Genomic DNA, 25990 nt, shown 5'->3' on the forward strand with positions numbered 1-25990 from the left:
GCTAAATAAATCCGTCCCCTTCTCCGTCCCTGTTTTGGGCTGCTTCGCAGCCCAGCGGGGATAAATCCCCTCGCCACAAAGGATGTGTCGGGCTTCATCCCCTCGACTGATCAATACGAAGCGCGTTCACCCACGACGCCCCAACAACTTCGACCAAAATCCAACCTTATTCTCCACAGCCACCGCAGCAGGCGGTTCAACTTCCTGCCTCGTCGAATGCGTACTCGGACCATTGGGCCTCAATAAGTCCCCTGGGTAATGCTCAAGCCCCAAGCACTGTGAGTCGTCCATATCGAAAGCCTTGACCGCCGCCACGGCCTCTACGCACCAACGACCGAAATAGGCGCCGCCGTCGAAGTTTTCATCACCGTAGGCGTACCAGTATGGATGTTTATAATTGACCGCCTGTGGATCAGAACCGGTTTTCGCCCCCGTACGTATTTCCTGATACCAGTGACTGACAAAAGCCTCCAGCTTTGAGGCTTGCGCATCCACCGGCGCATCCACTGCCGCCAGCAATCGCCCATAAGGTTTAGGGTAAAGGAGAACGGACCCTACTGCGCGCGCTGGACTGCGGGTCGCGATGATCCGGTCGAGCAGCACATCCTCTCCTTCGTTGCCGATAAGGACTAGCAGCCTTTGCCATTGATCATCTGGTATTTCCAGTGCCAACCCCAAACCGACCAACCAGAAGCAGACGATGTAATGATCATAGTTGACGCGCCAGCTGTGACGGGTGAGTTGCTGCTCCAGAGTCCAGACTGACGCGCCGAGACGCTCAGCCTCCTCCCAAGCATCGAGTAGCCCAGGGAAATAACGCGGCAGGTCGGCAATAGGGCATCCGGCAGAGTAGCGACTTAGCATCTGGTGCCAGTGGTTCTGGGCGATGATAAAGACGTATTGTGGTGCGTAGTCGGGATCGCCCGCAGGTGTACGCGCGGTCTCGAACGCTTGGACGATACGTTCATCACCATACTCCACCCATTCCGACCAATAGCGGGAATCTCCCAGTGGTGCTCGAATCATTTAATCCCCCCCAACAACTTGGATGCTGCAACCGGATCGGCCATAAACTTCCCACCTTTATCCAGAATACCTACAGTGACGTTTCCGAAGGGATCCGTATGAACCAACCACTTTTCAACCCGGCCGGTCCGTAATGCATCGTTGATGCTGTCAGCCATCTTCCGGTTGCCATTGACCGACTCCCGAATGCGATCATAATTTGTGGTAGTCCCCTGTAGCCAGTTATCACTCATCTGCAAACCATCCTTGGTCGGCTTCAACGCAGACGAACCAAACTTGTACTCCACAATCAAGTAGTCGACACCCGGCTTGTCGACCTTGTACAAGTCATCAATACCGGTTTGGCCAATATCCGGGGCCCGGCCAATTTTCTCGGCGCCCGGCACCAGTGACTTGATCCGCTCGCCGCCCATGACATCGCCGATGATGCTCTTCTGTGCATTGGTGAGCGCCCGGAAATCCATCAGAGGGGTGCCGTTGGGGTTGAACTGCCCGCCACGGGCCACCAGCTTATCGAACTTGGCCAGGCCGGCCATCGCCTCAAGCCCTTCCGCCCCCACCCTGATCCCGGCCTTCGCCAAGGCAACCCCACCCTTGGCCGCCCCACCAACCCCCGTGGCAATACTGCCAACCTGCCAAACCAGTTCGCCAATGTCCTGCCCCAGTTGCACGGCGCGATCATCCCCACCGTTTTCTAGGGCATCTTTAACACGATCGAGTTTGGCGTTGAGTTCATTGACCACGCCGTCGCCGAATTGCTTGCGGGCCTCGGGGTCGTTGACCAGGGCCTTGAGGCCATTGATCCCGTCAACCGGATGGAGGAGGAATTGCGCCAAGCCTTCGACATCGCTCCAACCCGCCTGCACCAGGCCTTTGCCCACGCCAAAGCGGGTCAGTACGTCTTGTTTTTGGTTGATGTACGCCCACTTGGCGATCACCTGCGCTTTGGCCCCAAGACCGTCAGCCGCGCTGTACTCTTTCTCGGCCTGGACCACTTGCTGGGTCGCCAGCCAGTTGTTGTCCACGGCTGCGCCCGCCGCAGTGTTGGCGGTAGTGGCGTCCACTGAAGCGCTGGTGGCGGCCAGCCCAGTGACGATGCTGACAATCAGGTTACGCTTGGCTTCGCGCTGGGCTTCGCTTTCATCGGGGCTGGCCTCGGAGAACAAGCCCGTGAGCAGGCTCGACGCCGCCGCACCCGCTGCGCCGCTGCCACAGCTCTGGCTGCTGGCGGCGGCGCCCGCGCAGGCGACGATGCCGTGCAGGGCGGCGTGCAGCGGCGAGCCTTCGGTGAGTTTGCCCTCCGCCACCAGGTCGCCGATGTAGCCGGCGCCCCGCTGTTGCACGTAATTGACTACCAGCCCCTGAACGAAGGCGCCATTGCTGCCACTGATGTTGCCGCTGGCCGCGCCTACCAGGGCGGTGGTGATCTGCCGGTAGGTGCCGCCCGCGCCCCACTTGTCGGCGATGCCGCGGGCTTCTGCGTTCAGTCGCTGAGCGCTGCCAAGTAACGCCAGGCGCTCGGTGTCGGTGAGTTGGGCATTGGGGTCCAGAGCCTTGGCCTGGGCAGCTTCGGCCTGTTGGCGCTTGAGATCGACCTCCTTGGCCTTGTTGGCGAGCAAGGTACTGGCTTCGTTGGCGAACGCCCCCACGATCTCGAAACCGGCACGGATCTCGTCTTCGTCAAAGATCGGCTTGAGCGCACCGCTGGTGTCGCGGTCGCTGGACACGTCGCGGTTCAGGCTGGCAACGGTTTGTTCGCCATTCTTGCCGGTGCGCTTCTGTTGCTCGGCGTCGTTGCTAATGACGATGGTGCCGCCACTGATGCCGCTGCGCGTAACGCTGCTGGCATCGTCGCTGGCACTGATGGCAATCGGCATGGTGGCGCTGAGGTCGTTGTCGTTCTTCGGCAGGTCGGTGCCAGGGGTTTGCTTGCCGCCGCTCGTGGCGTTGCCCTGCTGGTCCTTGCCAACTTCGCGATAACCGCCGCCGACGCTGACCGTGCTGGCGTCGTACTCGGCTTTGTTTTTGATGTCGCGACTGGTGAGACTGGCGGTGACCAGGCGATTTTTGCCGTCCTGCACGGCCTTGTCGCTGCTGGCGATGACGCCGCCGACCAGGTCGGTGTTGCCACCCACGCGGATATCAAAACCATCGTCCCCGGCCTTGATGCCCGATTGCTCGGTCACACTGGCGTAGTTGGAATCGATGTTAGTGGCACCGAAGCTGCCGCTGGCACCGCTGACCGAGCTCATGCCGTAGCAGAACGGCGGAATGCACAGGCTGATGCCCACGCCCAGGCTCTGCTCATCAACCTCATACGTGTTGGTGTCTTGCAGGCTTTCGATGTTCAGGTCGCCGCCGACATCGGCCAACACCTGTTTGCCGCTCGCCACCGCACCTTTGAGGTGAGTGTCGCCCCCCGAGGACAGCAGCAATTGGTTGCCTGCCTCGACGTGGGTGTTGGCGTGGGTGAGTCCATCGCCATCCGCCTGGCCACGGCTACCGGACGCGCCCAGGTCCAGGGTGAAACCGTTGCGGGCACCCAGGGAAAAACCGATGCCGATGCTGGCACTGCTGCCTTTGCTGTCGGTGTTCTGTTTGTCGGTGTTGCGGGCCGCGAGCAGGTTGATGTCGCCGTCCGCCAACAGGCTGGCATTGCGACCGGCCTTGATATCGCTGCCTTGTACGGTGATGTCGCTGGAGGCACCGGCCCCCGTGGCACGCAGGCGGATGTCATTGCCGGCGGTCATGGTCGAGCTGGCGGCGCTGTCGCTGGTATAGGTGGTGGTGCTTTCGTTCTTTTTGGTGCCCAGTGACAGGCTGATGTTGATACCACCCGCCGCGCCCGGATCCATCGCCACGGCGGTGGCGGCGTTGTTGGTTGCCAACACAGCGGTGGCAGCGGCCAGCACCTTCATGCGCCCGTCGTCGGTCTTCTCCGACGCCTGTTTCATTTGCTGGTTGGTTTGAATCGCACTGATCACCGGGTTGGTGACCGTGAGGGTGAACCCGGTTTGCTTGAACAGGGTTTCACGCTCGCGTTGGCTGGTGTTACGCGCTTCAACGATGTCGATGGTTTGCGCCGTGACGTCGATGTTGCCTTGCGGAGCCGACACCTGGCTGCCCACCTGACGGTAGCCCTTGCCCGCCTCGATCAGCACATCGCCCGTGGTCGAGCCGACGGTGCTGGCCACTGCTGTGTGTTTCGTGGTGAGGTCCTTGACGCTCTGCTGCTGGCTGCCCAGGGTGACAGCGATGCCACCGCCGCTGAACAGGCCGCTTTTCTTGACGGACTTGTCGTGGCGTTCGCTGCTGCTGTCGCTGGCCGCTTCAATGTTGATGTTGTTGTCCGCCACCAGAACGGTCTGGGTGGTGGACACCACATTGCTGCCGCTCAGGTTTATGTCGCGCCCGGCCTGCACGTAGGTTTGCTCGCCGCTCAGGGTGGAGCCTTCGGCCTGGGTCTGGCTGACGGTGTCGCGCGTCGTGGTGGTCTTGCTGGAGAACAGCCCGTTGCTGCCTTTGACCTTGTGTGCCTCGTCGGCGAATTGGTAGTTCTGGCTGGTGGTCAGGTTGATGTCGCGTTTGGCCTCGGCAAACACGGCGCCTTGCTCGCTGGTCACCTGTGCGGCGCGTGCGTTGAGGTCCTGGCCCGCGCTCAGGCGAACGTCGCCCTGCCCCTGAACCAGAGAGCCCGTTTCGGTCTGGCTGGCGTCCTTGCGCCAGTTGCTACTGTTCCAGGTCAAGGCTTGCTGATGCGCTTCGCCGACGGTGGCCAGGTTGACGTTATTGCCGGCCTCCAGCGATGTGCCGCCGCTGCCTGCGTTGACGACCTGGGCGCCGGTGAGGTTGAGGTCCTTGCCGGCGCTGACGCCCATCGTGCCCTGGGCGCCGCTGACGAACAGCCCCGCCACCCGTGACAGGTTGGTGCGGGTACCTTGGGCGCTGCTGCTGTCTCGGCTGCTGGAGATGACGTTGATGTCTTGCCCGGCCTTGACTGACAGGCTGTCCACAGCGCCGATCAGGCCGCCGAGGTTGTTGAGGTTGTCCCGCGCGGTGATCGAGGCCTTATCGGCCTGGATGCGCCCGCCGAGGTTCTCGATGTTCTGCGCAGTGATCGCCATGACGCTGCGCCCCGCCAGGCTGCCGCTGTTGATCAAGTCGCCGGCGATGTTCAGGTTCAGTTGCTGCCCGGCAATCAGGGCGCCAGAGCCGTTGAGGTCGCCCTCCTGAACCCGCACATACACTTGCGGCACCAGCACGTTACGGGTTTCACCGTTGGCGAGGGTGACCTGTTTTTGCACCAGCCAAACGATGTCGCTGGTCAACTGGGCCATCTGCTCGGAGGTCAGGGCCACGCCGGGCACCAATTGCCATTGGCTGGCGACGGTGACGGCGTTGTCGATCAGGGCACGGTACTGCGCCTCGTCATTGGCGTAGCCATCGAGGAAGCGTCGGCCGGTGAGTTGCGCCACCTGTTCGCGAATGAGCTTCTGCTCATAGAACCCGTCGCCCAGACGTTGTTGGGTCAGCGCGGGGTCGACTTGCAGGCGTTGCAACATGTAGTCCGAAGACAGCCACGTACGGTAGCTGGCAAAGCGCGGATCGGTTTCGATCAGGTAATTGCTGGTGTTCTGAGCGGTGGTGCTGAACAGGCTATTGTTCGGCAACTCAAGGGACGGCCCACCGCTGCGGATCTGCTCGGCAACGCCCTTGCTGTTCAGCGTGGTTTGGGCGGCGACCTGAACGAGGGGCGCTACTTGGTAAGTTCTGCCGACGGGGGCACTGACAGTGCCCGTGGCGGCGATCTGTTGGCTGACGTTCTGGGTGTCGCGCGCGCTGATCTGGGTGCCGGTACCGTTACCCGCAGCATTTTGTGCGTACACGGTCGGCTGCAGGGAGATGTCCTGAATCAAGGGTGCCGGCGTGTAGGCTGTGGCGGCCGTTCCCTGACGGTCGCGGCCCTTGCGCTGGATGCGATAAAAGTGGGTGGCGGTGCCGCTGTCGGTGGTGGTGCGCTGGCCGGCCACTTCGGTGTTGGTCAGGCTGGCGATGTCGGCCTGCAACAGCCCACCGGCAATGATACGGCTCTTGTCGTTGAGGACATCGCCGGCGCTGATCTGCATCGCCCCGCCGGACAAAATTTGTGCCGGTGCCGAGGTGGCGATCTGGGTTTGCTGCACCACGCGGGTGTAGTCGTAACGGTTCCAGTTGTCCTGCCGGCCCTCAGGGGTGGCCAGGTAAAGGACCTCGTCGTTGCTCAGGGAAATCTGATCGCCCTGATAACGGTTCGACGAACCAGTGAGCTGGAACTCTTGCAAGGCGGTGCGGCTGACTTCCACCTCTTGGGTGCTGAAGTGTTCGTTGGTGTTGCGCACGCTTTGCACGTTCAGCGACAGGTTGCCGAGGGCTTCGATGGTCGCGCTGGCATTGGTCAACAGCTGGGCGCGGCCCTGAGCCTTGTCAGTGGCGCTCAGCGTACCGCCAATGGCGAGGTCCCCGGCGCTGAAAATCAGCGCCTGCTCGCGGTTGTCCAGGGTGCCGGCGCCAATGTCCAGGGATTCGCGGGCGGCGATGGTCGCGGCGGTACCATTTTCATCGCGGTTGGTCAGTGTCGAGGTGGCGATGGCCAATTGGTCACCGTAAAGACGCCCCGTGCCCAGGTTGTTGAGCGAGAGGGACTGCACACGCACTTGCTGGCCATCGATCAGGCCACGGTTGGTCAGGCTGTCGTTTACGCTGAGGCGCATCTGGCCGGCGCTGATTTCTGCGCCGGTGGCGTTGTCCAGTGTCTGCGAGTGAACCAGCAGCATGTTGCCCGCCAGCAGTCGCCCAGTGTTGTTGAAAGCCCCTTCGGTGCTCAGGTCAACCTTGTTGTTGGCCTGAATCTGCCCGCTCAGGTCCAGGCCACTTTGCAACCTGAAGGTCAGGTCGCCCAGGCTCAGGGCCCGACCGGAGCCGCCGTAATACGCCGCGTTGAGCGACAGCAGGCTACCCGCGAGCAACGTACCGTCGAGGTTGTGCACCGACTGGCGACGCTGCGCCGGGTCGCGGTCACTGATGGTCAGGCCGGCGCCTGAGGAAATCAGCCCGCCCTGGTTGTTCAGCATCTGGCTGACGCCAATCGACAACCCTTCATCGGCGCGCACGGCACCGACCTGGTTGCCGAAGGTGTTGACCGCCAGGGTCATGGCGCGGCCTTCAAGGCCCTGATTGGTGCCTTGGGTGGCGCTGTTGTCGAGCACATCGGCGCTCACGTCCAACGTCCCCGCACTGCGAATCAGCCCGCCCTGATTGTTGAGCGTCTCACCCAGCACCAGTTGGACATCGCCGAGGCCTTGCAACTGGCCGCCGCGGTTATCCACCCGGGCGCCTTCGACGTTTACAGTTTTCTCGCCAATGATCTGGCCGCCGCTGCCGTTGCCCACGTCGGTGGTCTTGAGCACCAGGGCGCCCTTGGCACCCAGGAAACCCGCGCTGTTATTGAAGTTGGCACTGTGGATCTCGACCGCGTCCTGGCCGCTGATGCCTTGGGTGGTCCCGGACTGAATGTTGTTCAGCGCCTGGCTGCCGGTGTCGATGAACAATTTCCCTTTGGCCTGGATCAGCCCTGCGGCGTTGCGCAGTTCACCACTGTGCAGGTCGAGGGTCGCACCGGCATTCAGCGTGCCCTGGCTGTTGTCCATCAGGTTGCCGTGGCTGTCCAGATCCAGGGCCTTACCACTGATCACACCGCTTTGGTTATTCAGGCCCAGGGCCGACAGCTTGATATCGCCCAAGGCTTCCAGGTGTCCGCTGCTGTTATTCAGCACGCCATCAGACACGGTGACCAGCAACCCGGACTGCACCGAGCCCAGCACACCGTTAGTGTTGTTCAACTGCCCGGCGATGATCACCATGCGCTGAGTGGCCGCAAGCGTGCCGCCGATGTTGTTCAACTGATCGAAATTCGCGTGCAGCTCACCGCCTGCGCTAACGGTGCCTTGAAGGTTGTCCAGGCGCTCGCCGCTCACCTGCGTCGTACCGCTGGCGGCGAGAGTGCCAGCGCTGTTGTCGATCAACTGGCTGGCGGTGACTGTCAGCGCCCCGCTGTCAGTGGCCAGGATTTTACCGCCCTGGTTGTTCAACGTACCGACATCGACGATCAGCGCACCGGGGTTGCTGACTTGCCCGTCCTGGTTGTCGAAACGCTGGGTGGCGGTGATCTGCAACGGCTGAACGCCGGTCTGGAGAATACGCCCGCCCTGGTTGGACAAGGTCTTGGTGTCGAGGGTGATCTGTTGGCCTTGGGTCAGGCCGTCATCGACCACCACGTCGGTGGCTTTGATCGTCAACTTGCCGTTACTCGCCACGCTGCCTTTGCTGCCGGCCAACTGGGTGGCCTGGATGTCCAGAGCGCCTTTGCCTGCGTGTTCGACCTTGCCTTTGCTGTTGTCGAGGCGAGTGACGCCAAGCTTCAGGTTGTTGGCGTTAGAGGCGATGCGCCCGCTGCTGTTATCGAGGGTGGCACTGGCTTTGATCGAGGCGTCTGCGATGCCGGTCTGCACCAGTTCACCCCCGACATTGGAGAGGTCGCGGGCGCTCAGTTGCAGGTTGCCGGCGTTGACCTTGGCCGTGTCGGTGCGCAGGATTTTGGCGGCCGTTGCCGTCAATACCTGGGTGGCGTCGACCTGACTGCCACTGAGGTTGGCGTCGCCGCTGCGGGCGGTCAGGGTGACGTTGCGTCCTTGGGTCTGACTGCTGCTCAGGTCCAGATCAGCAGCCTCGACGCTCACATCGCCGGCGGCGAGGTTCTGGCCTTGCGCCTTGACCGTGGTTGCCCGTAGCGCGAGGTTGCCACTGCTGCCCAGCTTACCGTCTTCACCCACACCCGCTGCCAGACTGGAGGCGGTGGTGCTGCGAACGGTTTTGGCGGTCAGCGTGGTGTGATTCTGGCTGGCAACGGTGCCGCTGTTGTCGATGTCACTGGCGCTGTCGAGGCTCAGGTCACCCTTGGCGTAAAGCGTGCCGCTGTTTTCAACACTGGCGGCGGTGATTCGGGTCGCTGCGGCGCTGCTGATAGCGCCTTGGTTTTGTAGTTTGCCGTCGGCGCTGATCACCACCTCACCGGCCATGGCGCCTATCTGCCCGGCGTTGCGCACACCGACGCCGGACTCGGTGCCCACGAGCATGATTTTCCCGGCGTACATACCGCCCAGCTTGGCAACGTCGATGGCGACGGTCGGTTTTTCCCCGTCAGCAGCCGGCAACGGCGTGGCCTGAGTGTTATCAGCGTTGACCTGATTGCGTCCCGCCGTGACCTTAAGGTCGTTGGCCCAGACGCCGGCGTTGACCTGCACGGTGCGAGCAATCAGATCCGTGTAGTCGGCCTCACGGGCATCCAGGCCATTGCCTTCGATGTTGATGGCGCCGCCCTGCACGGTGTAGCCGGTGATACTGCCATTCTCCATCTGAACCCGGCCCGTGCTGAGGGTCGCACGGTCAGCGTTGATGAAGCCGCAACCGTTGCAGGTAATGCCAGACGGATTGGCAATCACCACTTCGGCGCGCTGACCGGCGACTTCGACGTAACCGCGCAGTTGGCTGGGATTACTGGCGTTGACTTCGTTGAGAATGACCCGCGCGCTGCCATTGCTCAATAAGGGGTTGCCCTCAATCCAGCCACCCAGTTTCGTCTGGCTATTGGCCGCGCCGTTGTTGAGGATCGCGCCACGGCTGTCGACATCGAACTGGTTGTAGGTGTTACGCGAAACACCGGCAGCACTGGGGGCCTGGATATTCACCTGTGGGGTGCCGTTGGCGCTGTCGATCACCATTGGCCGCTGACCGGCCGCAGCACCGGGGTCGGCTACGATGGTGCCCGCCCAGGCAGGCAGCACGCTCAAGGACACCAACCCAATCGCCGTCATCAGCGCAAAGCGCAATGCCCCGAGCGTCGCCGTACAGGCCGGTGCACCCGCCAACGGGCCGGAACGGGTTCCCGGCGCCTTGACCTGACTCGTGACATTCTCCGCCACGACCATCAGCAGTCCGCGGGCTTTGTTGAAAACGATTCGGTACAGATGCTTGTTCATAGCAATTCCATTTGCGGTGCCAGCCCGCGATACAAAGGTTGGGGTTACGGTGCGATTGCCAGCGGGTGGGCGGCAAACCAGGCCTTGGCCTGTTCAGGGATGACACCGATCCCTTGGAATGTCTTGACCCGTAGGCCGCGCTCCTCGCCTCGGTGATAGAGCGCACGCGCACAGCGATTGGCGAACAGGTGACGCTGCAGCAGTCGGGTCAATGCAGCGGTGTGACCAAAGGGGGCAACCCAGTCGTTGAGCCAGAGGCGCTCGCCGCTGTTCCAGTCGGCTTCAGTCAGCGACAGGGGCGATTGCTGCAAATAGCGCTGTTCCGCGGCCTCGTCGAAGTTGAGCCAGGACAGGTAGAACACGGGTTTGCCATGTTCAGCACCGAGCACGAACTGGCGATGCTTGAGGGCAGGCAACAACAGCGTCGGCAGGCTGTGCAGCGGTGCATCGCGATGGGCTTTGGAGTGCATCCATAGCCAAGTGGCCGAGCCGAACACGGCAGCTTCGTTCCAGGGTTCGTCGATCAGGCCGGGGGCGGTAATGTCTAGCGTCTCGAACTGCATGGGATCACCTCAGAATGACCAGATGACGGAAAAGGCGCTGGTCACGTTTGCCGTCTCGAAGCCATCGGGCTTCTTCAACGGGGTGCCCAGCGACCAGTCATAAGACAGGCCTTTGTAACCACCGCGTATACCCACCACGGCCCCCGCCAGGCGCTGCCCGATCAGGAATTCACTGGATTGGCCGCTGACTTCGCCGTAGTCGATACCGGTGTAAAGCTCCTGGCCGGTCTGCCCCAAAGACAGGCCGACTTCGTTGCGCAACGTCCAGCCGCGGTCGGCGGAAAGAATGTTTTCACCATCAAAGCCCCGCACGCTGTAGCGCCCGCCAATGGAGAAGCGGTCCTGAGGCACCAGAGGGGTACGGTTCCATTGCGCGCGCCAGCCGCCGATGTAGCGCAGGCGCTGGTTGCCCACCCGAAACGGCACCTGCAATTGAGCGTCGGCGGTGATGACCTGCGCGCGTGAAGTGCCTGCGCCATAAGACTCTTCAGGTGCTTGAAGCGAGTCATGGGCCCCGGTGCCGCGACGATAAGCGGCACCCAGGTCAAGAATTGAAGCGCCGATGAACTCGCGATGGTTCAGCCCGAACTGCCAGCCGGCCATGCGTCGTTTCTGGTTGCCGATTTCGGTGTCGTCGATGAAGTTCTCCGACGAGCGCGTCCAGAGACTGCCCCAAGCGGTGGTCTTGCGAACGGCGTCGCGGTACAGCAGGCGCGACAGGCGCAACTCGTTGTTGCGACTCTCACCACGGTATTGATAAGTCTGGGTGGCGCCCGCGACGGCCTGTTCGTAGTTGTATTGACTGCTGGTGAAACCCAGCTGCCAGTAGCCGAACGGCAGCGAATAATGAAGGGTGTTGCCATCGGAGCCGCGATGACCGGACTCGCCGCCACCCAGGTCATGGTTGACGCTGGCGTAGAACAAGTCGTTGAGCGACAGCAGGTTGTCCAAGGACAGCGACACGTTGCCCTGATATTTACCGGTGGTCTTGCTGCCCGAGTTATCCACAGACAGGCTTACGCGGGCCGGGAATCGCTGGCGCCAGGCAATCACCACATCGCTTTCACCGGGTTTGGCGTCGGGCGCGCGGGCGGGCGCGATCTGGATATCGGCTTCGGCGGTCGGCACCCGCTTGAAGTTTTCCAGTGCTTGCTCGATGTCGCGCAGGTTAAGCAGGTCGCCAGGATTGGCGGGCATCGCATTCCAGACATTGGCACGGGGGCTGGTGCCCTCGTCGAAACGAATCTCGCGGATACGCCCCGGCACCAGCGTCAGTACCAGAACTGTGCTGTTCAGGTCCTGGGCTTCAGCGAGGACGCGGGTGGTGACGTAACCCGCTTCGATGATCGCGTTCTGCATGCGTTTCATCGTCAAGTTGATCCCTCCACCGCCCAGGCAACGGCCTATGGCAGGATCATGCTTGGGGTTGGCGGCGCGCAGGGCCCACTGAAATTTCTCCGATGCCTCGCCAATCAGGCGGATGTCGTTGATGGCAAAGCAAGGGCTTTCCTTGACGGGCAAGCGATCGACGCCTTCGGCCACTGGCGCCGACTGAAGGCGCACGTCCGGCCGAGACTCCAACTGATCACGCAGCACCCGCTCACGCTCACGCTGGCGCAACAGCTCTTCCTCAGGCCCAGCCGCCTGCGCAGCACTCCCCGCCCCCATCATCCATGCAGCCATTAAGAACAGCGCGAGACGCTTGGCGTTTTGTGGAGAGGAACGGGTCACGTCAACAAGACGGCGAGCGGTGCTCGGATTACGCGTTCGGCAGGGTGCTGCTGGGTGCATGTCACATCCTTGTGGCTTGAATCAAAAACACGTTGAGCCAGGCTCGCCGGAAACGGCAGTAGCACTGACACGAAATAAATAGAGGTACGTGTTCCGCCCGTAGCGAAGGAAAAGTCCTACGACGTACCGAGACGGTCAGAGGGCAAGGGGAGGATAAAGTTTCGCTTTATGAAACATTTTCGATACAAATCCGTAGAAATGAGCGGTCGATCACACCATTGAGGAGGATGCTCGCGGTGCAAACGTTGAGTTCAAGACAGGTGTGGACTGATCATTTGTAGGAGAAGTGAATACAAAGCGAGCAGAAAGTCGGCCATGACTTCGCCAACTACTGCGGACAGTGACGTCGCTGGGCAGTTTGGAACTGCAACTTTCCCTCAAACCTGTAACACTGTCGCGAGCAAAACTGGCTGCCAGGTCAAACAGTTCCTCATCATCACTTGGAAACAGCACGATAAAACAATGGTTTCAGGCAGTCTTCAATTCATGCTTGGACTTACAGTAGGGAGGCTGTGATATGTTCAACCTCAAACAGAAAACATGGGTGTTACTTTTTGTCTACATCGTAGGTGTCAGTGGTTATATCTACTACCTCTACGTCGAGACTCAAGGCATTCTCACTGACAATATCAATAACAAACTGCTGCATGCCGCATTGGGTGTTTCAGCCATCCTCGGTGATCGCTACCATGACAATCTGATCGACAAACAGTCCAAATCGCAGGCGCAAGACTGGGATACCATTCAGCGGCTCTCCCGATTTAACGAGTCAATGGGCACCGCCTTTGTCTACAGCGTGATCAAACGCTCCGGAGAAGCTTATCTGGTCAGCTCCAGCGCATCGGAAAAAGAAATTCAAGAGCAGAATTTCGTGCGCTTTTTCGATCCGTACCCAGATGCCAGCCAGGCTTTGCTCGACAGTTTTGAGCGCACCGAGCCAACCTGGACCGACTACTCGGACCATTGGGGAGATTTTCGCGCCGTCTTCGTCCCACTAAAATCGCAAGACGGTACGCTGTATATTGCGGGGGCGGAGATGACGTTGGCGGACTACTACCAACAACTTAATCAAGACTCGATGCACCATATCATCCTGGCCATCCTGGTATTTCTCGCCTTCAGTCTTTTACGCATGCGTGTTCATCTCAAGCAGTTGCAAGTAAACGAACAAGCATTGCATCAGGCAAAAAATGCCGCCGAGGATGCGGATCGTTCAAAAACCAGATTTTTGGCCACCATGAGCCATGAAATTCGTACCCCCATGTACGGTGTCATTGGCGCAACCGAGTTGCTGGCGCGGTCGACGCTGACGCTTGAGCAAAGCAGCCTGTTAAAAACGATTCATGCCAGCGGACGGACGCTACTGTCTCTTATCGACAATATCCTTGACCTTGCAAAAATCGAAGCGGGCAAACTTGAATTGAAGCCTCACGTGTTCGACGTACGAACACTGGTTTCATCCAGCATTGAAATGATCCGGCAAAACATTCAGGACAAACCAATAGTACTTGAGGCCCACGTCTCACCGGACGTACCGTCCCTGGTCAAAACCGATAGCGATTGCCTTCGTCAAATATTGATCAACTTATTGAGCAACGCAGTCAAATTCACTGAAACCGGAAAAGTATCGCTCGTGGTCACGACCAGCGGCTTTGGCCTTAAAGCTCGACTCGACTTCTCCATACGCGATACCGGCATAGGCATCCCCAAGGAGCTGCAAAGCAGTCTGTTCAAGCCCTTTGCTCAGTTTAAAGGGCCGGTCAGTCAACGCTTTACCGGGAGCGGACTCGGTCTTTCAATTTGCAAAAGCCTGGTCGAGGCGCAACAAGGAACTTTATCCTTTACCAGTCAGCCTGGGGTCGGATCGACGTTCTCTTTCTCACTCCCCATAGCGCTTTTTTCAGCCTCGGAAATTCCCTTCGTCGACGATCATGCATCGGTTAGTTTCGACTCATCTTTTGCCAGGGCTTACCCGCTCGATATCCTGCTGGTGGAGAACCATCCCATCAGTCAGAAAGTCGCCATGGCGATGTTTCGAGAGTTGGGTTATGCACCCGACCTTGCGTCAAATGGCCTGGAGGCGGTCAACACGTGCATGACTTCGGCTCCAGAAGTCATTTTTATGGATATCAACATGCCTGTTATGGATGGGCTAGCGGCCATCCGCAAAATCCGCGAACTACCACTGGCCACTACTTGCTACATCGTTGCTTTCACCGCGAGCGCTTTTTCGAGCGAGATAGAACGTTTCAGGGCCGCCGGTGCCGATGACATTTTAACCAAACCGGCAAATTTCCAGGCCCTGACCCGAGTGCTTCAGCGTGCAGCCAACGTCCGACAGCAACGCCAGGCCAGCACGCTGGTAGTGGATGCAATTTCAAGTTGAAATGGGAGGACCTCTCCCCTCGTTCACCCGTGACAGGTTGGCGCGAGTACTTTGCGCGCGGCAGCTGTCTCGGCTGCTGGAGATGACCTTGCTATCTGCTCCTTTCGCCTAAACACCTCGTTAAATATTTTGTAAGTAAGCATCACGCAAGACCGATGTAATATGCAGCATAGAGCGGTTACAGGGCTCAAAGCAGGCCCAAGCACAGCCCGAAAGCCTCCCGCCCGTTATGGAGCAAAGGAGCAGATGAGTATGGAAATTGCTGAACTGGACGCTTTCAAAGCGATTGTTGACTATGGCAGCGTCACGCAGGCCGCGATCAGGTTAAACCGCGCTCAATCCAGTATTTCCTTCCGCATCAAGACCCTCGAGTCACGGCTTGATACCAAGTTGTTCGAACGCTCCGGCCGTGGCATTACGATGACGGCGCAAGGCAAGGAGCTCTATGCATACGCCTCACAAATCCTCGAACTGGTTGCCCGCGCTCAAGCAAGCCTAAGCCCGGAAAAAACCGAAACACGGGTGCGTCTGGGTGTCATCGAAAACCTCACTATTACTCGCCAGAACCTGTTGCAAAGCATCGTTGCCAATCCCGACGGTCTGGCAGTGGATGTCAGCATTGGTAACACACAGTCGCTGCTCAAGGATCTTGAGGCCGGCAAGCTCGACGCGGTAATTGTCGGAGCGGGCCTTGCACCTGCGCATTATCGCCGGGTGACACTGTTCAACGAGCCGCTGGCCCTGATCTACAGCGCGACACAGCCCGCCATCCAAGACCTGGAAGCGTTCAGCGGGCAAGTGTTTCTGGTCAACAGCCGGCGCAGCGCTTCACAACGTAATCTCGACGAACTGTTTCAGATGGGTAACATCACCCCGGAAAAGATCATCGAGTGTGGCTCTTATCCGTTGCTGTTTTCAAACGTGATCAATGGCGTGGGCGTAGCCTTGGTGCCCTTGTCACTGGTCAATTCTTGCTGTCGCAGTGAACAGGTACAAACGTATTTCCTGAGCGGTTCATATGCCTCATTGACCACCGAATTCGTATTTTTCGACCACCCTGGCATACCTGCGCCAAGAGCACTGGCGCAATGGGTGCTCGACTTCGATAAACCGGCTCGCTTACCACTGATGGTAACGGCAGCAAGCGGTCAGGGCCCTCGTCAGCAATTGCACGATTGACGTACCAGCTCATCCTCGAAGAGGTTGGACAATTGCAGTTCATCCTCTTGGCTACTCGCCCGAATGAGGTCACCGTGCTGCAACTCGAAGGCATCCTTGTCGGTGCTTACACGGTGGGTCTGCGACCACCACTTCGTGACACAACGCAGCGTTGCCAATAATTCTGTCCATTAAGCTGCCTCCACGCGTAATACCACCGGAGCCCGCCGTTTAATGGAACAGAGGATCACCCCAAACACGATTAGTACCAGACTGACCAGATGGTAGGCGTGCAGCTGCACATCCAGAAATACGATGCTGAACAACCCGCCGGACAGTGGCACCAGGTGAGTGAAGATCTCGCCACGGGTGGCACCAATTTCACCAATCCCTTTGCTCCAGAACAAGTACGACAGCCAGGATGGGAAGATCACCAGATACGCCAGGCCCAGCCACGGTGCAGCGCCCTGCCCCAGGTTGAACATCAGATCAGGGTGCAAGGCCCAAACCCCCAGGCTGAACGGAATCAGGCACAGAGCCCCCACTATCGCGCAATACGTCACGAACGCGTTGCCAGCGATAGTTTTTGGCTTGGTCCGCAAAAAGGAACAATAAACAGCCCAACTGGCGGCGGAGGCCATGGTCCAGAAATCACCTTTGTTGAAGCCCTCCAGGAAACTCAAATCGGAAAGATGCCCCATGGTCACCAGCCAGAACACACCTAACGTACTGATGACCACCCCGAGCATGTTCGATCTGGAGATGAAATCACCGAAAACGAAACGATTGATGGCCAATACCAAACATGGCGTGGCCGACAGATAAATCGCCGCATTCAACGAACTGGTGTACTGCAAACCGATATACAAAGTCAGTGGAAATATAACTTGCCCACACACCGCCAGCATCACCAGGGTTAACCATGACTTGCGCGCGGCCGGCCAACTGGCGATCGCCGCCTTATAATTAATCAACAGCAGTAAAGCACTGGTAACCAGCCATCGAAGTTGCGACAGCAGCACGGGATCAACATCCACCACCATCAATTTTCCGACGACATAGTTACCGCCCCAAAAAACGGCAGCGAGTGAAAGCAATAAGTACGGCATAACGCCTCCGTTAGATTTTCTTCATTAACATGAAAGCGGCGCCGTCGAACTCGACTTCCCCTTGCAGATGGAACAAGTTCTGATACACGGACAATTGCGCCGGGAACACATCGGTGATCGGCACTAACAGCCAGACACCAATCGAAGGCAACTCATCCGCCGAGTGTTCGAGTTAATGATAGGTATGGAGGGGGGCTGAAATACGTACTGTTTTCAAAATTGAGGTATTGCCCGTCCTGCGACTTTGAAGGCTTCATCACGTGGCCCCTTTTTCCCAATGAGTACTGACTGGATGCTCACCCCAACGGTGAACACTGCACGCCACATGATCGTAGGTCGGATAAAACCCGCTGAATAACGAGTTTTATATCTGGCACCCATCGATAAATACGAATAGGTGGAAGGAAGGACTGAGTGCCCCACGCCCCTTTAAATCCTCTACTGCCGGAAAATTCATACACGACAAGACAAGTAGGTAACGAAATTGGCGCGTGAGGTGTGACCCGAACCGACAGAAGTCAGATCTGAGAAGGGCTTTTCTTTGGCTGAATGTCAACGATTGCACCCACCCGGACCCCATAGGCCCGTAGCTGATGAGTGATAAATCGGTGGAGGTACTGAATTATATGGTGTCCCAGGGCAGGTTCGAACTGCCAACCTTCCCCTTAGGAGGGGGATGCTCTATCCAATTGAGCTACTGAGACACAAGTCGACCACGAGAGACGCAGTGCGAAGGACGGCGTGCATGTTAACGGCCAGCCCCGCGTTTGTCATGTCGTCCATGGTTTTTTAAGTGTAGGCAAATGGTACGGCGCCCAGGCCCGCAGGCCGAAGACTCGGAAAATCTGGCCACCGCTCATCTGCTCCTGGATTGTTCATCCTAGTAAATCGGCAAATTGCCACTATCCTATGCAAGACAAGGAAAACCATGCGCCCGTGCCTGCGCCTCGGTTATCCGCCAGACGGTATGGCACATAGACACGATGCGGTGGTCACAGATGCGGACCTGTTGATTTTTCCAACCAGTCCGCATTTTTTGATGAGGGTGCTGGCATAACGCCTTTACCCGGATCAATATTTGTCACAGAATTGGCGCCAATGATCTGGCAATTTTGAGGCATGATGCGGGCCTCTTAACAATTCAGGTTGAACATTTGGCCACAGGCCTTGTCCTATTCGACATCCTGCGGCCGATCCCGAGAACCGCTCCCCTGAACTAACCGGTTAAATATATGCGCCCATTGAAACAGGCAATTTATTCCAGCCGTACGGCTGACAAGTTCGTCGTACGTCTGCCAGACGGAATGCGGGAACGCATTGCCGAGGTGGCTCGCAATCATCACCGCAGCATGAACTCTGAAATCATCGCGCGCCTTGAGCAAAGCCTTATTCAGGAAGGCGCGTTGGGTGAAGAACTGAGCATGCGCCTGGACAGCCCGGAGCTGTCACTGCATGAGCGCGAGTTGCTTCAACGATTCCGACAACTCTCCCATCGCCAGCAGAACGCCCTCGTTTCGCTGATTGCCCATGATGCAGAAATGGCCGCAGACGCGTCCTGATCGCACCCCAGATATTAAAGCCAGCCGTGTGCTGGCTTTTTTTTGCCTGGCGTTTGGCTCGGACTGCATGACGAGCGCCCATAAAAAAGCCCGCCAAATTGGCGGGCCTTCTCGACGAGCGATTCAGAGCAGGAAAATCGTCGCCAAGCCCAGGAAGATAAAGAATCCACCGCTGTCGGTCATGGCGGTGATCATTACGCTGGCGCCCATGGCAGGGTCACGCCCCATTCGGGCCAGAGTCATAGGAATCAATACCCCCATCAATGCCGCCAACAGTAAGTTGAGCGTCATCGCAGCGGTCATGACCACACCCAGCGACCAGCTGCCATAGAGCAGATACGCCACCACACCGATCACACCGCCCCACACCACGCCGTTGATCAAGGCCACAACCAATTCCTTGCGCATCAGTCGCGACGTATTGCCGGTACTGACCTGATCCAGCGCCATGGCGCGCACGATCATGGTGATGGTCTGATTGCCGGAGTTGCCACCAATACCGGCGACGATGGGCATCAACGCTGCGAGCGCCACCAGCTTCTCGATGGAGCCTTCGAACAGGCCAATGACCCGCGATGCGATAAACGCCGTGATCAGATTGATCGCCAGCCAGGCCCAGCGGTTACGCAGGGATTTCCAGACCGAGGCGAAGATGTCTTCTTCTTCACGCAAACCGGCCATGTTGAGGACTTCGCTTTCGCTCTCCTCACGAATCAGGTCAACCATTTCATCGATGGTCAGACGGCCGATCAGCTTGCCGTTCTTGTCGACCACCGGTGCAGAAATCAAGTCATAACGTTCGAACGCCTGGGCCGCATCGTAGGCATTTTCGTCCGGGTGGAAGCTCACCGGGTCGCTGGCCATGACCTCGGCCACTTGCTTATCCGGATCGTTGACGAGCAACCGCTTGATCGGCAGCACGCCTTTGAGCACGCCGTCGTAATCGACTACAAAGAGCTTGTCGGTATGCCCCGGCAGCTCCTTGAGGCGCCGCAGGTAACGCAATACCACTTCAAGGCTGACATCCTCGCGGATCGTCACCATCTCGAAGTCCATCAGCGCACCGACCTGCTCCTCGTCGTAAGACAACGCCGAGCGCACACGCTCACGTTGCTGACCGTCGAGGGTTTCCATCAGTTCGTGGACAACGTCCCGTGGCAGCTCGGGCGCAAGGTCGGCGAGCTCGTCGGCGTCCATTTCCTTGGCCGCTGCCAACAGCTCGTGATCATCCATGTCGGCGATCAGGGTTTCACGAACCGAGTCGGACACTTCGAGCAGGATGTCACCGTCGCGATCAGCCTGAACCAACTGCCAGACCGTCAGACGCTCTTCCAGTGGCAAGGCTTCAAGGATGTAGGCAACGTCGGCGGAGTGCAGATCATCGAGCTTGCGTTGCAACTCGACGAGGTTCTGCCGGTGGACCAGGTTCTCGACCCGGTCATGATGAGGGCCTTCCTGGCGATGCGTCAGGTCTTCTACGACACGCTGGCGATGCAGCAGCTCAACGACTTGAGCGAGACGATCCTGAAGGCTTTCCTGCGTTTTCTTTACTTCTACTTCGGTCATAGGCGAACTCCACTCCCAGCAGTGGAGCACGCCGGAAGGATCAATCAGTTAATTCATGATTGGCAAAACGTATTGAGTAACTACTGGGTAAGTCCATGGAGATATTCCAAAGCCCCGGCGGGGCTGACGGGCGCAATCATACACCGCTTGGCGCTTTAAGACGTTAAAAAATCATGGCAAGAACAAGCGCTTGCGAGACAAACCTGAACACAGGGTGAACCTCTATCTGTACGACGACTTATCCCGAAAAGAAAACACACGCCCTTTCAGAAATGTAGCGGCTACCCTTATTTCTTCATCGTCAAGGAGGACGCCCGGATGCCTGTCAGCCACTACCTGCTATTGCTAACCACCCTGCCCTGCCTGCCCTTGGGAGCCGCCGGGCAAACCGTGCATCGCTGCGAAAGTGTCGCTGGGCACGTTACATTCACGACCTTGAGCTGCGGCCCAGGAGAAGAGCTTTCGTTACAGCAGATCCATTCGTTCAGCCCGGGTACGGCCGAACCGCTGATGCCCGAAGCAGAGTCGCGGCAAACATCCAGCAACAAAACCAAGCACAAGGAACCGACGGTTGTCGGCCAGTTCGAAGACCGCTGTGGGAATCGGATCAACGCCAGGCAACGCCGCGAAGCGATCATCACCCGGCGAATCATTACCGGCATGAGCCAGCAGGACGTAGAGAGCGCCTTGGGCAAACCCGATTCAATCAACATTCGGAATTCGAGCACACGGTTTACCTACAAAGCGAAGAAAGGCCGCAACGCAGAGATCGTGTTCGATGAGAAAGGATGCGTAACAGGCAAATCGCAGACAGCAAAAAGCCCGCGATAACGCGGGCTTTTTGGTGTTTGGTGCACTCGACAGGATTCGAACCTGTGACCGCTCGGTTCGTAGCCGAGTACTCTATCCAGCTGAGCTACGAGTGCAGGTTGTGGTTTTATACCAGATCACAACTGGTTGAAGCGAAGTTATTTGCATTGCTGCAAACAACTCTTAAATGGTGCACTCGACAGGATTCGAACCTGTGACCGCTCGGTTCGTAGCCGAGTACTCTATCCAGCTGAGCTACGAGTGCATTTGTTGCCGCGCATTATAGGTCGCCGAATCTTTTTGTAAAGCACTTTTTCTAGTAATTACAACAACTTACCGAAGAAGCCAGATTACGTCGCACTAAATAAATAATGGCGGAGAACGGGGGATTCGAACCCCCGACACCCTTTTGAGGTGTACTCCCTTAGCAGGGGAGCGCCTTCGGCCACTCGGCCAGCTCTCCGCAACACGGGGCGTATATTAACCACCTTCATCCCCGTTTGCAAACATAAAAATTGATAAAAATTAATGGCTTGGTTCGTCGTCCTTCTCTTTCTTGATACGCAGGTAAATTTCCTCTCGGTGCACAGCGACCTCTTTCGGGGCGTTGACGCCGATACGCACTTGGTTTCCTTTGACGCCGAGCACGGTCACGGTGATTTCGCCATCGCCAATAATCAGGCTTTCTGCACACCGACGAGTCAGAATCAGCATACCTCTCTCCTCACGCAATTCAGTTCAGGGACAACAGTCTGCAAAAAAAAGGCATTGGACCGACAACCGAAACGGTCGCAGCCTACAGGCCTAAGTATTGACCAGCACGAGCAAAAGAACAGTTTTGGAACGCGCCATTCAAAAAAACACAGGGCGCGGTCTAGCCGCGCCCTTAGGACAACGTCTTACTCGCCCTGTCGGGCTGCAGCGTCGAGTTCGAAAGCCGTGTGCAGGGCACGCACGGCCAGTTCCAGGTACTTCTCTTCAATCACCACGGAAACCTTGATTTCCGACGTAGAGATCATCTGGATGTTGATGCTTTCCTTGGCCAGGGATTCAAACATGCGGCTGGCCACGCCTGCGTGGGAGCGCATGCCGACACCGACGATCGAAACCTTGGCGATCTTGGTGTCGCCCACCACTTCCCGGGCACCGATCTCGCCAGCCGTCTTTTTCAGCACGGCTTCAGCGGCCTGATAGTCGTTGCGGTGCACGGTGAAGGTGAAGTCGGTGGTGTTATCGTGCGCGACGTTCTGCACAATCATGTCGACTTCGATGTTCGCGGCACTGATCGGGCCGAGAATCTTGAACGCCACGCCGGGGGTGTCTGGCACGCCACGGATGGTCAGCTTGGCTTCATCGCGGTTGAAAGCGATGCCGGAAATGATCGGCTGTTCCATGGATTCCTCTTCATCAATAGTAATGAGGGTGCCCGGACCCTCTTTGAAGCTGTGCAGAACGCGCAGCGGAACGTTGTACTTGCCGGCGAATTCGACCGCCCGGATCTGCAGCACCTTCGAGCCGAGACTGGCCATTTCCAGCATCTCTTCAAAGGTGATCTTGTCCAGGCGCTGAGCCACAGGCACCACCCGTGGGTCGGTGGTGTAGACACCATCCACATCGGTGTAGATCTGGCATTCGTCAGCCTTGAGAGCCGCTGCCAGCGCTACGCCCGTGGTGTCGGAACCGCCACGGCCGAGGGTGGTGATGTTGCCGTGCTCGTCCACGCCCTGGAAACCGGCGACAACCACCACGCGACCAGCCTTCAGGTCGCCGCGAATTTTCTGATCGTCGATCTGCAAGATACGCGCTTTGTTGTGCGCACTGTCCGTCAGGATACGAACCTGATTGCCGGTGTAGGACACCGCCGGCACGCCACGCTTGATCAGTGCCATGGCCAGCAAGGCAATGGTCACCTGCTCGCCAGTGGAAACAATCACATCCAGTTCACGGGGAACCGGCTGCTGATCGCCGCTGATTTGCTTGGCCAGATCGATCAGACGGTTGGTCTCGCCGCTCATTGCCGACAGCACAACCACCAGGTCATCGCCCGCATCACGGAATTTCTTAACCTTGTCGGCGACTTGTTCGATTCTCTCGACAGTGCCGACCGAGGTGCCTCCAAATTTCTGTACGATCAAAGCCATTTCAAAGCCGCCTCTGCCCATGAAGGGCGCCCAATAATCAATCAACAGCGGCCAGCGCTGCCTTAAATACCCTGCTCTACAAATGCAACGGTCTGGGCCAGTGCCGCGTCCAGTGCGCCAACGTCGGTACCGCCGCCTTGCGCCATGTCCGGACGACCACCGCCCTTACCGCCCACTGCCGCAGCGGCCTGCTTCATCAAATCACCGGCTTTGAGTTGGCCAGTCAGGTCTTTGGTCACGCCTGCGACGAGAACGACCTTTTCCTCATGGACACTGCCGAGCAGGATCACTGCGCGACCGAGTTTGTTTTTCAGTTGATCGACCAGCGCCAGCAGCGCCTTGCCGTCCTGACCATCCAGACGCACGGCCAGCACTTTCACGCCCTTGACGTCCACGGCCTCGGCCGACAGATCGTCGCCCGCAGCGCTGGCGGCCTTGGCCTGCAACTGTTCCAGTTGCTTTTCCAGCAGACGGTTACGCTCCAGCACAGCCGACAGCTTGTCGATCAGGTTGTCGCGGCTGCCCTTGATCAGGCTCGCCGCTTCCTTGAGTTGTTCTTCGGCAGCGTTGAGGTACGCCAGCGCCGCAGCGCCGGTGACCGCTTCGATGCGTCGCACGCCGGACGCCACACCGCCTTCACTGATGATTTTCAGCAGGCCGATGTCGCCGGTCCGATTGGCGTGGATACCACCGCACAGTTCCACGGAGAAATCACCACCCATGCTCAGCACACGCACGTTGTCGCCGTACTTTTCACCGAACAACGCCATCGCACCTTTCTGCTTGGCGGTCTCGATGTCGGTTTCTTCGGTCTCTACCGGGGAGTTCTTGCGGATCTCGGCGTTGACGATGTCTTCCAGCGCCTTGAGCTGCTCAGGCTTGATGGCTTCGAAATGGCTGAAGTCAAAGCGCAGGCGCTGACTGTCCACCAAGGAGCCTTTCTGCTGGACATGCTCGCCCAGTACCTGGCGCAACGCAGCGTGCAGCAAGTGTGTGGCGGAATGGTTCAGCGACGTGGCGTGACGCACTTCAGCGTCGACATGGGCGGCCACCGGTGCCGCGACCATCAGGCTGCCCGAGGCCAGCACACCGTGGTGCAGGAACGCGCCGCCGGTCTTGGTGGTGTCGCGCACATCGAAGCGCGAGTTGCCGGCCTGCAGGTAACCGCTGTCGCCGATCTGGCCGCCGGATTCGGCATAGAACGGGGTGGTGTTCAGCACGATCACACCTTCCTGGCCTTCGCTCAGGATGTCGACCGACTGTCCGTCCTTATAGATAGCAACAATCTTGGCCGAGCCGGTAGTCGCGGCGTAACCAGTGAATTCGGTGGCCACGTCAACCTTGACCAGGCTGTTGTAGTCCATGCCGAAGGAGCTGGCGGAGCGCGCACGTACCCGCTGGGCTTCCATCTCGCGCTCGAAACCTTCCTCGTCGAGGGTCAGGCTGCGTTCGCGGGCGATGTCACCGGTCAGGTCCATCGGGAAACCGTAGGTGTCGTACAACTTGAACACCACGTCGCCAGGAACCACGTTGCCTTTGAGCTCAGCCAGGTCCTGCTCGAGGATCTTCAGGCCCTGCTCCAGGGTCTTGGCAAATTGCTCTTCTTCAGCCTTGAGCACGCGCTCGATGTGAGCCTGCTGGGATTTGAGCTCCACGAAGGCTTCGCCCATCTCGGCCACCAGCGCCCCGACGATCTGATAGAAGAAGCTGCCCTTGGCGCCCAGCTTGTTGCCGTGACGGCAGGCGCGACGGATGATCCGGCGCAGCACATAGCCACGGCCTTCGTTGGACGGCAATACACCGTCGGCAATCAGGAAGCCGCAGGAGCGGATATGGTCGGCCACTACTTTCAGCGAAGCCTGGTTGTCGTTGGAGCAACCGATGGCCTTGGCCGAAGCGCTCAGCAGGCTCTGGAACAGATCGATTTCGTAGTTGGAGTGAACGTGCTGCAACACCGCACTGATCCGCTCCAGGCCCATGCCGGTGTCGACCGAAGGCGCTGGCAGCGGATGCAACACGCCGTCGGCGGTGCGGTTGAACTGCATGAAGACGTTGTTCCAGATTTCGATATAGCGGTCGCCGTCTTCTTCCGGCGAACCGGGTGGGCCGCCCCAGATGTCGGCACCGTGATCGTAGAAGATCTCGGTGCAAGGGCCGCACGGGCCGGTGTCGCCCATGGTCCAGAAGTTATCGGAGGCGTAAGGCGCGCCTTTGTTGTCGCCAATGCGCACCATGCGCTCTGCCGGGACACCGACTTCTTTGGTCCAGATGTCATAAGCCTCGTCATCGCTGGCGTAGACCGTTACCCAGAGCTTCTCCTTGGGCAGGTTCAGCCACTTGTCGGAGGTCAGGAAGGTCCAGGCGAAGGTGATGGCGTCGCGCTTGAAATAATCACCGAAGCTGAAGTTACCCAGCATTTCGAAGAAGGTGTGGTGACGAGCGGTATAGCCGACGTTTTCCAGGTCGTTGTGCTTGCCGCCGGCACGCACGCATTTCTGGCTGCTCACCGCACGGGTGTAGGCACGTTTTTCCTGGCCCAGGAAGCAATCCTTGAACTGGTTCATCCCCGCGTTGGTGAACAGCAGGGTCGGGTCGTTGCCCGGAATCAAAGAGCTGGAGGCTACTCGGGTGTGGCCTTGCTCTTCGAAGAAGCGAAGGAAGGCTTCACGGATTTCTGCGCTTTTCATTAGGTTCTTCCACGGAGGCTGCGGCCAAAGGCCTGTGCAAAACGTCAACAGACGAAGCAACGGCAAAGGGCCGCATTATATCGGCCCTTCGCGTGGGGTACAGCGTGTTTATGCGATAGA

The 25990-nt window shown here is 58.6% G+C and carries 14 protein-coding genes and 4 tRNA genes; 4 read left to right on the forward strand and 14 right to left on the reverse strand.

Annotated features, from left to right (window positions below):
• Window positions 1-126: 126 nt before the first annotated feature.
• The 4 genes from ACA047_RS22530 to ACA047_RS22545 are packed head-to-tail and all read right to left on the reverse strand — an operon-like array spanning window position 127 to window position 12334.
• Complete coding sequence (locus ACA047_RS22530; RefSeq protein WP_497353095.1) at window positions 127-1026, reverse strand: PoNi-like cognate immunity protein; 900 nt, start codon at window positions 1024-1026, stop codon at window positions 127-129.
• A complete protein-coding gene (locus ACA047_RS22535) occupies window positions 1023-10100 on the reverse strand; it encodes a two-partner secretion domain-containing protein (protein ID WP_497353097.1) in 9078 nt (3025 codons plus the stop codon). Before ACA047_RS22535 ends, ACA047_RS22530 begins: the two co-directional genes overlap by 4 nt.
• A gap of 44 nt (window positions 10101-10144) precedes the next feature.
• On the reverse strand, window positions 10145-10663 hold the full coding sequence (locus ACA047_RS22540) for a toxin-activating lysine-acyltransferase (RefSeq protein ID WP_497353099.1): 519 nt from the start codon (window positions 10661-10663) through the stop codon (window positions 10145-10147).
• 9 nt (window positions 10664-10672) lie between these two features.
• Window positions 10673-12334, reverse strand: a complete 1662-nt coding sequence (locus ACA047_RS22545; protein WP_497360498.1) for a ShlB/FhaC/HecB family hemolysin secretion/activation protein — start codon at window positions 12332-12334, stop codon at window positions 10673-10675.
• A 637-nt stretch (window positions 12335-12971) separates the two neighbouring features.
• Here ACA047_RS22545 and ACA047_RS22550 point away from each other — a divergent pair.
• Both ACA047_RS22550 and ACA047_RS22555 read left to right on the forward strand, forming a co-directional pair.
• Window positions 12972-14840, forward strand: a complete 1869-nt coding sequence (locus ACA047_RS22550) for an ATP-binding protein (protein WP_497353101.1) — start codon at window positions 12972-12974, stop codon at window positions 14838-14840.
• Between the two features lie 252 nt (window positions 14841-15092).
• Window positions 15093-16019 carry a LysR family transcriptional regulator gene (locus ACA047_RS22555; protein WP_497353103.1) on the forward strand — a complete coding sequence of 309 codons (927 nt, stop codon included), beginning with the start codon at window positions 15093-15095 and terminating at the stop codon, window positions 16017-16019.
• A gap of 170 nt (window positions 16020-16189) precedes the next feature.
• On the opposite strand, the gene ACA047_RS22560 is transcribed toward ACA047_RS22555, so the two are convergent.
• From ACA047_RS22560 to ACA047_RS22570, 3 genes are all read right to left on the reverse strand, one after another.
• Window positions 16190-17107 carry a DMT family transporter gene (locus ACA047_RS22560; RefSeq protein WP_497353105.1) on the reverse strand — a complete coding sequence of 306 codons (918 nt, stop codon included), beginning with the start codon at window positions 17105-17107 and terminating at the stop codon, window positions 16190-16192.
• A 10-nt stretch (window positions 17108-17117) separates the two neighbouring features.
• On the reverse strand, window positions 17118-17258 hold the full coding sequence (locus ACA047_RS22565) for a hypothetical protein (protein ID WP_497353107.1): 141 nt from the start codon (window positions 17256-17258) through the stop codon (window positions 17118-17120).
• A gap of 476 nt (window positions 17259-17734) precedes the next feature.
• Window positions 17735-17811, reverse strand: a tRNA-Arg gene (locus ACA047_RS22570).
• 528 nt (window positions 17812-18339) lie between these two features.
• On the opposite strand from ACA047_RS22570, the gene ACA047_RS22575 reads away from it, so the two are divergent.
• Window positions 18340-18666 (forward strand): Arc family DNA-binding protein, encoded by a 327-nt coding sequence (locus ACA047_RS22575; protein WP_003178899.1) that lies wholly within the window; start codon window positions 18340-18342, stop codon window positions 18664-18666.
• A 123-nt stretch (window positions 18667-18789) separates the two neighbouring features.
• Here the strand turns inward: ACA047_RS22575 and mgtE are convergent, their stop codons facing one another.
• Entirely contained in the window at window positions 18790-20232 is a 1443-nt protein-coding gene (gene mgtE, locus ACA047_RS22580; protein WP_497353109.1) for a magnesium transporter, read from the reverse strand.
• A gap of 318 nt (window positions 20233-20550) precedes the next feature.
• Here mgtE and ACA047_RS22585 point away from each other — a divergent pair, with 318 nt between their 5' ends.
• Window positions 20551-21063, forward strand: a complete 513-nt coding sequence (locus ACA047_RS22585) for a cell envelope protein SmpA (protein ID WP_497353111.1) — start codon at window positions 20551-20553, stop codon at window positions 21061-21063.
• An 18-nt stretch (window positions 21064-21081) separates the two neighbouring features.
• Here ACA047_RS22585 and ACA047_RS22590 read toward each other — a convergent pair.
• The 6 genes from ACA047_RS22590 to alaS all read right to left on the reverse strand — a co-directional run bounded on the left by ACA047_RS22590 (window position 21082) and on the right by alaS (window position 25870).
• Window positions 21082-21158, reverse strand: a tRNA-Arg gene (locus ACA047_RS22590).
• Window positions 21159-21230: 72 nt separating this feature from the next.
• Window positions 21231-21307 (reverse strand) — tRNA-Arg (locus ACA047_RS22595).
• 107 nt (window positions 21308-21414) lie between these two features.
• Window positions 21415-21505, reverse strand: a tRNA-Ser gene (locus ACA047_RS22600).
• Between the two features lie 62 nt (window positions 21506-21567).
• On the reverse strand, window positions 21568-21756 hold the full coding sequence (gene csrA, locus ACA047_RS22605; protein WP_003178872.1) for a carbon storage regulator CsrA: 189 nt from the start codon (window positions 21754-21756) through the stop codon (window positions 21568-21570).
• A gap of 185 nt (window positions 21757-21941) precedes the next feature.
• On the reverse strand, window positions 21942-23183 hold the full coding sequence (locus ACA047_RS22610; protein ID WP_497353113.1) for an aspartate kinase: 1242 nt from the start codon (window positions 23181-23183) through the stop codon (window positions 21942-21944).
• A 62-nt stretch (window positions 23184-23245) separates the two neighbouring features.
• Entirely contained in the window at window positions 23246-25870 is a 2625-nt protein-coding gene (gene alaS, locus ACA047_RS22615) for an alanine--tRNA ligase (RefSeq protein ID WP_497353115.1), read from the reverse strand.
• Between the last annotated feature and the right edge of the window lie 120 nt (window positions 25871-25990).

The organism is Pseudomonas sp. LBUM1664 (assembly GCF_059695895.1).